Origin of the sequence: Nocardioides luteus, from assembly GCF_015752315.1 — a bacterium.
Lineage (GTDB): Bacteria > Actinomycetota > Actinomycetes > Propionibacteriales > Nocardioidaceae > Nocardioides.
In genome coordinates this window covers 2,064,061-2,077,289 of sequence record NZ_JADOVJ010000001.1, presented here as the reverse complement: position 1 = coordinate 2,077,289, position 13,229 = coordinate 2,064,061, and the positions used below count along the sequence as shown (strand labels likewise).

The 13,229-nt window shown below is 67.5% G+C and carries 16 protein-coding genes; 6 read left to right on the top strand and 10 right to left on the bottom strand.

Annotation, left to right across the window (positions count from 1 at the left end; translation table 11 throughout):
* Positions 1 to 39: 39 nt before the first annotated feature.
* From HD557_RS09955 to HD557_RS09935, 5 genes are all read left to right on the top strand, one after another.
* Complete coding sequence (locus HD557_RS09955; RefSeq protein ID WP_196873770.1) at positions 40 to 1,353, top strand: ABC transporter substrate-binding protein; 1,314 nt, start codon at positions 40 to 42, stop codon at positions 1,351 to 1,353.
* A 78-nt stretch (positions 1,354 to 1,431) separates the two neighbouring features.
* Entirely contained in the window at positions 1,432 to 2,301 is an 870-nt protein-coding gene (locus HD557_RS09950) for a carbohydrate ABC transporter permease (protein WP_040754978.1), read from the top strand.
* A complete protein-coding gene (locus HD557_RS09945) occupies positions 2,298 to 3,224 on the top strand; it encodes a carbohydrate ABC transporter permease (protein ID WP_231380244.1) in 927 nt (308 codons plus the stop codon). Before HD557_RS09950 ends, HD557_RS09945 begins: the two co-directional genes overlap by 4 nt.
* A 5-nt stretch (positions 3,225 to 3,229) precedes the next feature.
* Positions 3,230 to 3,412, top strand: coding sequence for a hypothetical protein (locus tag HD557_RS09940; protein WP_196873769.1), 183 nt, complete (start codon positions 3,230 to 3,232; stop codon positions 3,410 to 3,412).
* 26 nt (positions 3,413 to 3,438) lie between these two features.
* Positions 3,439 to 4,617 (top strand): NosD domain-containing protein, encoded by a 1,179-nt coding sequence (locus HD557_RS09935; RefSeq protein ID WP_196873768.1) that lies wholly within the window; start codon positions 3,439 to 3,441, stop codon positions 4,615 to 4,617.
* Between the two features lie 69 nt (positions 4,618 to 4,686).
* Here HD557_RS09935 and HD557_RS09930 read toward each other — a convergent pair whose 3' ends face one another.
* The 8 genes from HD557_RS09930 to HD557_RS09895 all read right to left on the bottom strand — a co-directional run bounded on the left by HD557_RS09930 (position 4,687) and on the right by HD557_RS09895 (position 11,441).
* Positions 4,687 to 5,022 carry a metal-sulfur cluster assembly factor gene (locus HD557_RS09930; protein ID WP_050800687.1) on the bottom strand — a complete coding sequence of 112 codons (336 nt, stop codon included), beginning with the start codon at positions 5,020 to 5,022 and terminating at the stop codon, positions 4,687 to 4,689.
* Positions 5,023 to 5,132: 110 nt separating this feature from the next.
* Positions 5,133 to 5,585, bottom strand: a complete 453-nt coding sequence (gene sufU / locus HD557_RS09925; protein ID WP_231380243.1) for a Fe-S cluster assembly sulfur transfer protein SufU — start codon at positions 5,583 to 5,585, stop codon at positions 5,133 to 5,135.
* Positions 5,585 to 6,838, bottom strand: coding sequence for a cysteine desulfurase (locus tag HD557_RS09920; protein WP_196873767.1), 1,254 nt, complete (start codon positions 6,836 to 6,838; stop codon positions 5,585 to 5,587). The genes sufU and HD557_RS09920 overlap by 1 nt, the downstream gene beginning before the upstream one ends.
* Position 6,839: 1 nt before the next feature.
* Positions 6,840 to 7,598: a Fe-S cluster assembly ATPase SufC gene (gene sufC / locus HD557_RS09915; RefSeq protein ID WP_008357128.1), complete on the bottom strand. Its 759-nt coding sequence runs from the start codon at positions 7,596 to 7,598 to the stop codon at positions 6,840 to 6,842.
* Positions 7,595 to 8,776, bottom strand: a complete 1,182-nt coding sequence (sufD, locus tag HD557_RS09910) for a Fe-S cluster assembly protein SufD (protein WP_196873766.1) — start codon at positions 8,774 to 8,776, stop codon at positions 7,595 to 7,597. Before sufD ends, sufC begins: the two co-directional genes overlap by 4 nt.
* Positions 8,776 to 10,194, bottom strand: coding sequence for a Fe-S cluster assembly protein SufB (gene sufB / locus HD557_RS09905; protein WP_008357130.1), 1,419 nt, complete (start codon positions 10,192 to 10,194; stop codon positions 8,776 to 8,778). Before sufB ends, sufD begins: the two co-directional genes overlap by 1 nt.
* Positions 10,191 to 10,922 carry a helix-turn-helix transcriptional regulator gene (locus tag HD557_RS09900; protein WP_196873765.1) on the bottom strand — a complete coding sequence of 244 codons (732 nt, stop codon included), beginning with the start codon at positions 10,920 to 10,922 and terminating at the stop codon, positions 10,191 to 10,193. Before HD557_RS09900 ends, sufB begins: the two co-directional genes overlap by 4 nt.
* Before the next feature lie 135 nt (positions 10,923 to 11,057).
* Entirely contained in the window at positions 11,058 to 11,441 is a 384-nt protein-coding gene (locus tag HD557_RS09895) for a hypothetical protein (protein WP_040754980.1), read from the bottom strand.
* 68 nt (positions 11,442 to 11,509) lie between these two features.
* Between HD557_RS09895 and HD557_RS09890 the strand changes: the two genes are divergently transcribed.
* Positions 11,510 to 12,106, top strand: coding sequence for a methyltransferase domain-containing protein (locus HD557_RS09890; RefSeq protein ID WP_196873764.1), 597 nt, complete (start codon positions 11,510 to 11,512; stop codon positions 12,104 to 12,106).
* A 6-nt stretch (positions 12,107 to 12,112) separates the two neighbouring features.
* Here the strand turns inward: HD557_RS09890 and HD557_RS09885 are convergent, their stop codons facing one another.
* A complete protein-coding gene (locus HD557_RS09885; RefSeq protein ID WP_196873763.1) occupies positions 12,113 to 12,583 on the bottom strand; it encodes a PPOX class F420-dependent oxidoreductase in 471 nt (156 codons plus the stop codon).
* Positions 12,549 to 13,190, bottom strand: a complete 642-nt coding sequence (locus tag HD557_RS09880) for a glyoxalase (RefSeq protein ID WP_196873762.1) — start codon at positions 13,188 to 13,190, stop codon at positions 12,549 to 12,551. The genes HD557_RS09885 and HD557_RS09880 overlap by 35 nt, the downstream gene beginning before the upstream one ends.
* Between the last annotated feature and the right edge of the window lie 39 nt (positions 13,191 to 13,229).

Here is a 13,229-nt window from a genome sequence, read left to right as displayed (position 1 = left end):
CACTTCGAGCCTCGGGCACCGCCAACAGAAGGACACACCATGCCTGGCCAGAACCCCTCCTGGTCCCGCCGTCTCCGCCGCCCCGTCGGCGTGGGCCTCGCGGTGACCGCGATCCTGTCTCTCGCGGCCTGCTCGAGCGATGCAGACGAGGGCGGGAAGACAACGATCACGCTCTCGATGCAGAACGCCGACGTGAAGACCGCCGACCCGGCCACCTGGGCCATCGTCGAGGCGTTCGAGGACGCCAACCCCGACGTCGACGTGGAGGTCAGCGGTCAACCCGTGGCCGAGCATCTGCAGTCACTCTCGATCGCGGCCCAGAGCGACACGCTGCCCGACGTCTTCTGGGTCTACAAGGCCAACGCCGAGGAGATGCTCGAGGGCGACCGTCTCATGGACCTCTCCCCCGTACTCGACGAGCTCGGCATCCTCGACCGGCTGCCGGACAGCACCGTCGCGAACTACACCGCCGACGGAAAGGTCTTCGGCGCTCCCTACCAGGGCCTGCTGACCGGCCTGTGGGTCAGCAACAAGGTCCTCGCCGACAACGGCCTGTCGATGCCGAAGACCTTCGACGACCTGCTCGCGGTGGCACGCGCACTCGACGCCAAGGGCGTGGTCACCATCTCCAACGGCGCCAGCCAGTCCGCCTTCAGCGTGTGGCAGTTCCTCGTCTGGCTCGACCGCTTCGGCTTCGAGGACAAGGCCGAGGGCCTCCTGGACGGCTCGGAGAAGTGGGACAACCCCGACTTCATCCGGATGTACGAGCACATCGCCGAGCTGCGCGACGCCGGCGCCTTCTCCTCGAACGTGTCCACCCAGACCTACCAGCAGGCGGTCGACCAGTTCCTCCAGGGCAAGGCCGCATTCCTCGACTCGGGGGTGTGGGCGGCAAGCGCCATCCAGGAGTCCAAGGTGGCGCCGGACGCCGACTTCTGGCGAGGACCGGAGTTCTCCGACGGCGTCGGCGAGCAGAACATCGTCATGAACGTCGCGTCCGCGCCGCTCGTGGTGGCCGAGAAGGTGGCAGACGACGATGCCAAGCTCGACGCCGTCAAGGACTTCCTGGAGTTCTACTACAGCGACGAGGGCCAGCAGATCCTGGTCGACAACGGTCAGCCCCCGGTGACGGACTACGAGCCGAAGCTCGACCCGGTCAAGCAGAGCGTGCTCGCGTCGGCGATCGACGAGGCGCAGGCCGACGACGTCACCAGCCCCGAGAGCCAGCCCGACCTGCTGTTCTCGGTCGACGTCTCCAACGCCATCTACGACAGCATCTACGGCGTCATCCAGGACCAGCTGAGCCCGTCCGAGGCGGCAGCGCTGGTGCAGAAGGCGCTCGACAACCAGTGACCTTCCGTGGGGTGTGCCGACGGCGGCACACCCCACGCCCACACCGGCCTCCGAACTACTGCGAAGCGAGCATCACCCATGGTCTGGGTCAGTTCCCCGTGGAAGATCGCACTGATGGTCTTCCCCGCCTTCATCCTCTTCACGGCCTTCTTCATCTACCCCGTCGTGTACGCCGGCGGCTACAGCCTCACCGACGCCGCCGGGTTCAGCGGCGCCGACTTCATCGGGCTCGACAACTACCTCGCGCTGGGTGAGGACCCGTTCTTCCGGCGCTCGGTCACCAACACCCTGCTCATCCTCGTGCTGAGCGTGACATTCCTGGTGCCGGCCTCGTTCGGGCTTGCTCTGCTGATGCAGCAGCGCGTCCGTGCCGCCGGCGCCCTGCGGGCGCTCCTCTTCGGTCCCGCGATCGTCGCTCCGATCCTCGTCGGGCTCGTCTGGGTGTTCATCCTCGACCCCCGGGTGGGTCTGCTCAACCACCTCTTGGAACCGCTCGGGATCCCGCCCGTGCAGTGGATCGGTGGCGACTCCCTCGCGCCGTACTCGATCGCCGTCGTGTTCATCTGGGCAAGCGTCGGGTTCGCGATGACGATCTTCTACGCCGGCCTGCGGCTGTTGCCGGCGGAGGTGATGGAGGCCAGCTCCCTCGACGGGGCCAGCAGGTGGCAGCAGCTGCGCTACGTCACGATCCCGATGATGCGGGAGACGATCGGGATCGTGTCGCTGTTGCTGATCACCAACGTGTTCAAGATCTTCGAGCTGGTCTACATGCTCACCGGGGGCGGGCCGGTGCACAGCTCGGAGACCCTGGTCAGCTACATGTACTTCGTCACCTTCACCGATCAGCGCTACGGCTCGGGCATGGCGATCGCGATGGTGGTCTTCGTCATCGGCGCGCTCACCTCTCTCGCCTACCTGACCCTCTCGCGCCGCGGGCGGCTCGCATGAGCGCGCAGGTGGCCGAGAGCGCCACGACCAGCAGGGACAGGACGACGAGCGGATCTCGTACGCCGGTGCCGACGCCCAGGCCGAGAGCCGGCCGGCGGATGCGGCGGCCCGCCGTCATCATCAGCGCCGCGGCGTACCTGATCACGTTCCTCGTCGTACTGCCGATCCTCTGGATCACGCTGCTGTCGTTCCAGCAGAGCGACACGATCCTGTCCGACCCGTTCTCGCTCGACTCGCTGACGCTGGACAACTACCGCAACGTGCTCGAGACGCTGCCGCTGGTCCGGATGTACGCGAACACGATCATCATCGCGGTGGCATCGGTGACCGTCGGCACCGCCGTCTCGTTCATGGTGTCCTTCGCGCTGACCCGCATGGTCTTCCGGCGGCGACGTACGCAGTCCTTCCTCCGCTTCTACCTCCTGTCGGGTCTGGCGGTGCCGGTCTACGTGCTGCTGTTCCCGGTCTACCGCCTCGACCTCGCGCTGGGGATCTACGGGACCTATCTGGCCGTGGTCATCCCCTACATCGCGGTCTCGATCCCGTTCAACACCCTCCTGCTGACCGGCTTCCTCCGCGACTTCCCGAGCGAGCTCGAGGAGGCGGCGATCATGGACGGCGCCGGGCTGTTCCGGATCTGCTGGTCGGTGGTCCTTCCGACCATGCGCCCGATCCTCGCCACGATCGTCATCTTCAACGTGGTCTACGTGTTCAACGAGTTCCCGTTCGTGTCGATCCTGATCAACGACCCCGACCTGGCCACCGTGTCCCTCGCCGTGTCCCGGTTCCAGGGTCAGTACACCGTCGACTACGGCGGCATGATGGCGGCCGCAACGCTGGTCCTCCTCCCCCAGCTCGCCATCTACGCCGTCTTCCAGCGCCATGTGATCGCCGGACTCACCGCCGGTGCAGTGAAGGGATGAGCACCATGCCAACACCTCCAGCAGTGCATGCGGCAGAGCCGGTGGTCACCCGCCGGCAGCTGCTCGCCATCGTCGGCGCCGCCACCGTCGCCGCCTCGCCGATCGTCGCCACGGTCGGTGTGCCCCCACAACAGGCAGCGGCCGCGACCAGCCATCCGGCGTACGCCGCCATCGTCGGCCTCCTCTGACAACCCCACGAAGACAGGACATCGCCATGGCATCCACCGTCTACGACGTCACCACCTTCCCTGCCAGCGTCTCGCCGTACACCGACATCGGCCGGGTGATCAACGAGATCATGGCCGACATCCGCACCCAGCAGTCCGGCCAGACCACCCGGCCCGGGGCCGTCATCTACATCCCGCCCGGCCACTACACCCTCGCGACGACGGCGGTCATCGATCGCAGCTTCATCACCGTCAAGGGCTCCGGACACGGATTCCTGTCCGAGGCCATCCGCGACGACGTCGACCACTCCGCCTGGACCGAGACGCTTCCCGGATCCAGCCACGTCCAGATCGCCAACGCCAACCAGGTCGGCTTCCTCGTCGACAAGAGCGGCCAGCCAGGCGCCAACGGGCGACTCAACTCGGTCGTCTTCCAGGACTTCTGCATCGACGGCGTCAGCAGCTCCAAGCCCTACACCGGCGCGAACGGCAACGGGAAGGTGGGGATCAAGGTCCAGTTCGACTCGGACGCCGTCCGCGTCGAGGGAATGGGCTTCGTCTACCTGCAGGAGGCCGTGACCATCCGCAACGCCGACGCCTACAGCATCACCAACAACTTCATCGGCGAGTGCGGCAACGGCATCCGGATGATCAACGGGTCGATCGTCGGCAAGATCACCAACAACTACATCGTGACCCCGTGGGGCGGACACTCGATCTTCATCGAGAACGTCGAGAACTGTCTGATCAGCGGCAACAGCCTGCTCTGGGGCGCCCGCATCCAGTTCAAGGGGGTCGACCGCGCCGTCATCACCGGCAACAAGCTGGTCAGCAACTTCTCCGGGATGATCGTGCAGGAGACCACCTGCCACGAGCATCTGATCAGTGGCAACCACTTCCGCCGGATCTTCGGCGACGGTGGTCCGGCACCTCAGGACGACCTGTTCGGCATGGTCCACCTCAACGGCAACGACAATGCCGTCTCATCCAACTTCTTCTCCTTCAGCGTCCCCTCCGGGAGCATCGTGCCCTCGGGCGCTACCCCGACGGTCGTGCTCGTGAAGAGCGGGACGCGGAACTTCCTGTCCAGCAACCAGCTGACGTCCAACGTGGCCGTACGCCACGTCGTGGACGCGAGCGCGACGAGCACGAAGGTGCTGTGGTCGGGCTCCAGCAGTCAGCTGCAGGATCTCGGCTCGGGCACCGCCCTCGTGGCGACCCCGTGAACCGAGGGAAATGACGTGGAGTCCTGAGGTCACCGGGTGACCTCAGGACTCCCATGTCGGGCGAAACCCTCAGACGTTGAACCCGAGAGCGCGCAGCATCTCGCGGCCGTCGGGGGTGATCTTGTCCGGACCCCACGGCGGCATCCAGACCCAGTTGATGTGCACGTCGTTGACCAAGCCCTCCAGCGCGGTGGCGGTCTGGTCCTGGATGACGTCGGTCAGCGGGCAGGCCGCCGAGGTCAGCGTCATGTCGATGACCACGTTGGAGTGGTCCTCGATGTGCAGGCCGTAGATCAGGCCCAGGTCGACGACGTTGATGCCGAGCTCGGGGTCGACGACGTCCTTCATCGCCTCCTCGACGTCCTCGATCTTCAGGCTCGCGCCCTCGACCGTGGACGTACGCATCCCCTGCCACTCCGGGGCCTCGTGACCGTGGCCATGGCCGTGACCCGAGTGGTCGTGACCGGCGTGGTCGTGACCGGCGTGGTCGTGTGTGCTGTGGTCGGTCTCAGTCATCAGTTCTCCTCAGCGAGAGTCTTCGCGGTGGCGTCTTTCCACGCCATCCACGAGAGCAGCGCGCACTTGATCCGGGCGGGGAACTTGGCGACGCCGGCGAAGGCGATGCCGTCCTCCAGAATGTCCTCGTCGGGCTCCACCTGACCCTTGCCCTGCATCAGCCGCAGGAACTCCTCGTGGATGACCATCGCCTCGTCCACGCTCTTGCCGACGACCAGGTCGTTGAGCACCGAGGCGGAGGCCTGCGAGATGGAGCAGCCGAGGGCGTCGTAGGAGATGTCCTCGATCTTGCCGCCGTCGACGTGCACACGCAGGGTGATCTCGTCACCGCAGGTCGGGTTGACGTGGTGAACCTCGGCTTCGAAGGGGTCGCGAAGACCCTTCCCATGCGGGTTCTTGTAGTGGTCCAGGATGATCTCCTGGTACATCGCTTCGAGGTTGGCGGCAGTCATCACTGGTCCAACTTGAAGAACGTGCGTACGTATTCCAACCCCTCGACCAGCGCGTCGATCTCGGCGGGCGTGGTGTAGAGGTAGGACGACATCCGGTTTGAGGCCTGCACGCCGAACCGCTGGTGGGCCGGCTTGGCGCAGTGGTGACCGGCTCGGATGGCGACGCCCTTGGAGTCGAGCACCTGGGCCACGTCGTGCGGGTGCACCCCCTCGAGCTCGAAGGCGATCGCACCGCCACGCTTGGCGGCGTCGGCCGGGCCGAGCACGGTCACACCGGGCACGCCCGCGAGACGCTCCAGCGCGTAGGCCGTGATCGCCTGCTCGTGGGCGTGGACGTTCTCCATGCCGACGTGCATGAGGTATTCCAGCGCCGCCCCGAGACCCACGGCCTCGGCGATCGGCGGTGTGCCGGCCTCGAACTTGTGCGGGATCGGCGCGTAGGTCGACTTCTCCATCGTGACGGTCGCGATCATCTCGCCGCCACCGAGGAACGGGGGCAGCGCCTCGAGCGCCGCGCGCCGGCCCCACAGGACGCCGATGCCGGTCGGGCCGACGACCTTGTGGCCGGTGAAGACGAGGAAGTCGGGACGCTCCTCCTCGGCCATCGAGGCCAGGTCGATCGGCACCACCGGCGCCGCCTGCGCGGCGTCGACGACGACCAGGGCGCCGACCTCGTGCGCCTTGCGGGCGATCTCGCCGATCGGGTTGATCGTGCCGAGCATGTTGGAGACCCAGGTCAGCGCGACGATCTTGGTCGCCGGCGTGATCAGCTCGTCGATGTTCGACAGGTCGAGCTGACCGTCGTCGGTGAGCCCGAACCACTTCAGCGTCGCACCCGCACGCTGCGTGGCGAGCTGCCACGGAACGATGTTGGAGTGGTGCTCCATCTCGGTGGTCACGACCACGTCGCCGGCAGCCAGCGGCACGGTGTTGGCGACCAGGTTGAGACCCTCGGAGGCGTTCTTGGTGAAGATCACCTCGTCACGCTCGGGCGCGCCGAGGAAGCGCGCGACGATGTCGCGCGCCCCCTCGAACGCCTCGGTGGCCTCGGCACCCAGGTGGTGCATCGCCCGGGCGATGTTGGCGTTGTGCCGCTCCAGGTGGTCGACCATAGTGTCGATCACGATCTGCGGCTTCTGCGAGGTGTTGGCGCTGTCGAGGTAGACCAGCGGGGTCTCGCCGCCGTCGAAGGTGCGCTCCAGGATCGGGAAGTCCTTGCGGACCAGATCCAGGTCGGGCAGCAGACCCTTCATGTCAGACTCCTGCCGTGACGTACTTCTCGTAGCCGTTGGCCTCCAGCTCCTCGGCGAGCTCGGGGCCACCCGACTCCGCGATCCGGCCGGCGACGAAGACGTGCACCTGGTCGGGCTTCACGTAGCGCAGGATGCGGGTGTAGTGGGTGATCAGCAGGACCGACTTGGCCTCGCGGGCACGGAAGTCGTTGATGCCCTCTGAGACCACCTTGAGCGCGTCGATGTCGAGGCCGGAGTCGATCTCGTCGAGCAGCGCGAAGGCCGGGTCGAGGATGTCGAGCTGGGCGATCTCGTGGCGCTTCTTCTCACCACCGGAGAAGCCCTCGTTCACCGAACGCTGGGAGAAGGACGGGTCCAGGTGCATCTTGTCCATCGCACCGTTGACGTCCTTGACCCAGGTACGCAGCTTGGGGGCCTCGCCGTCCAACGCCGTCTTCGCGGTGCGCAGGAAGTTGGCCACGCTGACGCCGGGGACCTCGACGGGGTACTGCATCGCGAGGAAGAGACCAGCCTTGGCGCGCTCGTCGACCGACATCTCCAGGACGTTCTCACCGTCGAGGGTGACGGTGCCGCCGGTGATGGTGTACTTCGGGTGGCCGGCGATCGAGTAGGCAAGGGTCGACTTGCCCGAGCCGTTGGGGCCCATGATCGCGTGGGTCTCGCCCGAGTTGATGGTCAGCGTGACGCCCTTGAGGATCTCCTTGGGACCGTCCTCGGTCTCGACAGAGACCTGCAGGTCCTTGATCTCCAGCGTGCTCATGCGTTGTCCTTCGTGATAAGCGTGTTGATGTTCTTGGCGAGCTCGGCCTCGACCGTGCCGGTCAGCTTCTCCTCGAGCTCGGGGACGCCGATCTGGCGGATCAGGTCGTTGAAGAAGCCGTGCACGACCAGGCGCTTGGCCTCGGTCTCGGAGATGCCGCGGCTCTGCAGGTAGAAGAGCTGCTCGTCGTCGAAGCGGCCGATCGCCGACGCGTGGCCCGCGCCCTCGATCTCGCCGGTCTCGATCTCCAGGTTGGGCACGGAGTCGGCCCAGGCACCGTCGGTGAGGATGAGGTTGCGGTTCTCCTCGTAGGTCTCGATGCCCTCGGCCTCCTTGCGGATCAGCACGTTGCCGATCCAGACCGCGTGGGCCTTCTCGCCCTGCAGCGCGCCCTTGTAGACCACGTGCGACTTGGTCTTCGGGGCGGTGTGGTCGACGAAGAGACGGTGCTCGATGTGCTGGCCCTCGTCGGCGAAGTAGAGGCCGAGCGACTCCACGGAGCCGCCGGGGCCGGCGTACTCCGCCGAGAAGTCGTGACGCACGACGTCGCCGCCGAAGCTCACCGAGACGTGCTTGAGGTTGGCGTCGCGGCCGACCTTCGCGTGCTGGGTGGAGAGGTGGACGGCGTCGTCGGCCCAGTCCTGGACCGAGACGACGGTGAGGTCGGCGCCGTCCTCGACGACGATCTCGATGTTGTCGGCGACGACGGCCGAGCCCTCGAAGACCAGCACGACGGTCGCCTTGGCGAACTTCTCCGCGACGATCACCGCGTGACCGGCGCCGGCCGTCTCCGAGCCGGTGCCGTGGTGACGGATCACGGTCGCGCCCTCGATCACGGTGTCGGTCGGGATCCGCACGACGGTCGCGCCGGTGCTGGCCGCCCAGGCCCGCGCCGAGACGCGGTCGGTCGGGACCAGACCCGAGGAGCCGCGTACGTCATCGTCGGCCGCCACGGTCTCGACGGTCACGCCGGAGGCCGCCTCGACCTCCACCTTGGTCGCACCGTCGGCGAACGGCGCAGAGTCGTGGATGCCCTTGAGCCGCTTGAGCGGGGTGAACCGCCAGATCTCCTCGCGACCCTTCGGCACCTCGTGCGCCTCGACGTCGAAAGAGCCTTCGGGGTGGAGGTGGGACTCGACCTTGCCGAGCTCCAGGGCCTCCTGCACAGCTGCGGTCATCAGCCGACCGCTCCTTCCATCTGCAGTTCGATCAGGCGGTTGAGCTCGAGGGCGTACTCCATCGGGAGCTCCTTGGCGATCGGCTCGACGAAGCCGCGCACGATCATCGCCATCGCCTCGTCCTCGGCCATGCCGCGGGACATCAGGTAGAACAGCTGGTCGTCGGAGACCTTCGAGACCGACGCCTCGTGGCCCATCGACACGTCGTCCTCGCGGATGTCGACGTAGGGGTAGGTGTCCGAGCGGCTGATCTGGTCGACGAGCAGCGCGTCGCACAGCACGTTGGACTTGGAGCCGTGGGCGCCCTCGTTGACCTGGATCAGGCCACGGTAGGAGGTGCGGCCACCACCGCGGGCCACCGACTTCGAGAGGATGCTCGAGGAGGTGTTGGGGGCGGCGTGCACCATCTTGGCGCCCGCGTCCTGGTGCTGGCCCTCGCCGGCGAACGCGATCGAGAGGGTCTCGCCCTTGGCGTGCTCACCCATCAGGTAGACCGCCGGGTACTTCATGGTCACCTTGGAGCCGATGTTGCCGTCGACCCACTCCATGGTCGCGCCCTCCTCGCAGACGGCGCGCTTGGTGACCAGGTTGTAGACGTTGTTGGACCAGTTCTGGATGGTCGTGTAGCGAACGCGGGCGTTCTTCTTCACGATGATCTCGACGACCGCGGAGTGCAGCGAGTCGGACTGGTAGATCGGGGCGGTGCAGCCCTCGACGTAGTGAACGTAGGAGCCCTCGTCGGCGATGATCAGGGTGCGCTCGAACTGGCCCATGTTCTCGGTGTTGATCCGGAAGTAGGCCTGCAGCGGGATGTCGACGTGGACACCCTTCGGCACGTAGATGAAGGAGCCGCCCGACCACACGGCGGTGTTCAGCGCGGCGAACTTGTTGTCGCCGACCGGGATCACCGTGCCGAAGTACTCCTGGAAGATCTCCGGGTGCTCCTTGAGCGCGGTGTCGGTGTCGAGGAAGAGCACGCCCTGCTGCTCCAGGTCCTCACGGATCTGGTGGTAGACGACCTCGGACTCGTACTGCGCGGCGACACCGGCGACCAGGCGCTGCTTCTCCGCCTCCGGGATTCCGAGCTTGTCGTAGGTGTTCTTGATGTCCTCGGGCAGGTCCTCCCAGCTGGTGGCCTGCTTCTCGGTGGACCGCACGAAGTACTTGATGTTGTCGAAGTCGATGTCCGAGAGGTCCGAGCCCCACGTGGGCATCGGCTTGCGGCCGAAGAGCTTGAGACCCTTCAGGCGCAGGTCGAGCATCCACTGCGGCTCCGACTTCTTGCCGGAGATGTCGCGCACGACGGCGTCGTTGAGACCACGCTGCGCGGCGGCACCGGCGACGTCGGGGTCGGCCCAGCCGAACTCGTACTTCCCGATGCCCTTCAGCTCGGGGTTGAGCTCCTCGATGGAGGTCATGTCGTGACCTGCTCCTTCTTCTTCGAAACTTCACCGGACCCGGAGGACCCGGGAGGGATGTGCGTCGTGCAGACACCGTCACCGTGGGCGATGGTGGCCAAGCGTTGTACGTGGGTGCCGAGCAGCTTCGCGATCGCCTCCGTCTCCGCCTCGCAGAGCTCGGGGAACTCCTGGGCGACGTGGGCGACCGGGCAATGCTGCTGACACAGCTGCTCACCCGCGTCATGACCGTTGATCAACGGCAGCTCCCTGACGGAGGCCGCGTAACCGTTGGCCGTGAACACGTTCGCAAGCACCTGAGCGGGGCTGAGGTCCGTCTCGCTTGCGGCGATCCGGTCCAGTCCCTCCTTGATGAACGCCGCGCGGCGCTCCGCGAATTCCCGCACCGCCTCCTCGCCGGCCACCTCGGAGAGGAACCGAAGCGCCTCGACGGCCAGGTCGTCGTACTTCTTCTCGAAGCCGTCACGACCCTGGTCGGTGAGCGCGAAGACCTTCGCCGGGCGCCCCCGGCCACGCGTGGACGCGGTGCGCGGCTCACGCTGCTCCACCGCCTCCTCCTCGGCCAGGGCGTCCAGGTGGCGCCTGACCGCGGCCGGGGTGAGGTCGAGCCTCTTGGCCAGCGTCGCAGCCGTCTGCGGACCGTCGACGAGCAGCGACCGAGCGACCCGCTGGCGGGTGCTCTCCTCGCTGGTCTCTGCGGGCTGCAGAGTGGTCTCGTCGAATTTCACAACACCATTGTGACGTTATTCCCCAAAGCGATTCAACGAAGGCAACCCTTACCTGCCCGCCGGGACGGTGAGGACGTGTCGTACGTCACGACGACGGCCGCTCAGCCGCTCAGCCGCTCAGCAGCGAATCGCCGATCAGCCCGTGGGCATCCCGTCCAGGGTCGGGGAGACGAGGGCCGCGACGCCGACATAGACGGCGTCGGGCGGCAGCCAGCGGGTGCCACGGTCGGAGCGCAGGACCGCGCGACCGCGTTCGAGGTCGAAGATGCCGACCCGGGTGCGGCCACCGGAACGCACGACCGCCACCTCTCCACGCCTGGGCCGGCGGGGGTTGATCACCAGGTCGGACCCGGGCGGCAGTCCGCGGGAGGTGAGGTGGGCACCGACGAGACGGTGGACCTGCGCTCCGTCTTCCGGCGCAGGCGCAGGTGAGCGCTTCGCGGGCGCCGGCACCGCATCGGGAGCGATGTCGAACGGCAGCGGTACGTCGCGTCGGGACGCGCCGCCAGTCGATCTCATGTTCGAAAGCGTACCGGTCGGCGACGGCACAGGGAACCGTCCGGGCGCCGGTCGGAGAGACTGTGTCCATGACCGTCAACGACCCCACCGACTGGGAGAGCGCGTACGTCCGTGGCACGACAGCCTGGGACCTCGGCGCTCCCCTGGCCTACATCGAGGAGGACGCGGCGTTGTTCGGCGAGCCCGGCACCGCCTTCGCGCCCGGCGCCGGTCGCGGGCACGATGCGGCGGGGCTGGCGGCTGCCGGATGGCGTACGACGGTCGTCGACCTCTCCCCCACCGCAGCCGCCTACGCAGCAGAGCACTACCCGGACCTCACCTACGTGGTCGGCGACGCCCTCGACATCGACGTCGTCCTGGAGGCGACCGGCGGGCCGGTCGACCTGATGTGGGACCACACCTTCTTCTGCGCGCTGCCGCCCGCCTGGCGCGGCCGCGTCGGCGACCTGGCCCGCGCGGTCGTGCGCCCCGGCGGGCGAGTGGCCTCGGGGGTCTTCCCCGTCGACCGCCCGAGTGAGGAGGCGGGCCCGCCCTGGACCTACGTCGCCGAGGACATGACCCGCGCCCTCGGCCCAGACTTCGACCTGGTCCACCTCTCCGAGCCGCGCCGGCTGAACCCGCGGCTGCCGTGGAGCCACCGCCTCGGGATCTGGCAGCGCCGCTGAACCCGCTCAGGCCAGACGCGCAGGAAAGCCGCCGGTGGCGACGGGGCCCCAGCGCTTCGGGGTGATCCGGAGGAGGGACTTGCCCTGGTCGACCATGGCCTGGCGGTACTCGTCCCAGTCGGAGTGCTCGCCGGAGATGTTGCGGAAGTAGGTGACGAAGGCGTCCAGGGCGTCGTCGCCCGAGCTCGCGTCGAGGACCTCCGCCTCGCCGTCGACCTGGACCCAGGCGCCGTTCCACTCCTCGGAGAGGACCATGACGCTGACCTGCGGACGTCTGCGGGCGTTGCGGGTCTTGGCCCGCTCGGGGTAGGTCGCGATCACGATCCGGCCGTCGTCGTCGACGCCCCCGGTGACCGGCGAGAGCTGCGGGGACCCGTCGGCTCGGCTGGTCACCAGGATCATCTGGTGGCGGGGACGTAGGAACTCCAGGAGCCCCTCGAGATCAACGGTCGTGTTCGTCGCGATCGTGCGTGCCATGGTCCCCAGCCTGCCAGGTGAACCCGTCCGGGTCGGTGAAGGCCTCGCTGCCGCCGCCCAGGACGATGCCGTACGCAGCGTCCGGGTCGAGCGCGACACCGGTCTCCTTCTCCAGGGCGTGCCGGGGGTAGATCGCGAGCTGGACGGCTCCGGGGGCGGCCTCGAACTCGGCGTACTTGCCGCCGAAGCTCCGCTTCACGCCCAGGCCCCGCTCGGCATAGAACCTCTTGCTCGCCTTGACGTCGGCGACGCCGAGGAGCAGGACGATGTCGTCGATCTCCCGGGTGGCCGGGCCGCGGTCCTTCTTGGCGGAGGTCGCGACCTTCCAGACCGAGCCGTCGGGGGCCTGGACGATGCCGCCGTAGCCCCAGAACGACTTCTCGACCGGCTTGAGCGAGGTGGCCCCGGCGGCGAGCGCCGAGTCGACGAGGCTGTCGACCGTGGAGGGCTGGCTCACCACCAGCGAGATCGTGAACGGCCGGCCGGAGCCGGTGCCGGGGCCCTGGCGTACGGAGATCTGGTCGGTGAGGCCGAAGGCCTTCTCGTAGAACGCGCGGGCGTCCGTGGTGTCGGTGGCGTCGAGGGTGATGGTCTGAAGAGTGAACATGTCTTGACCCTAGGAATCCCGGGGCCGCCCGGGCTTCTC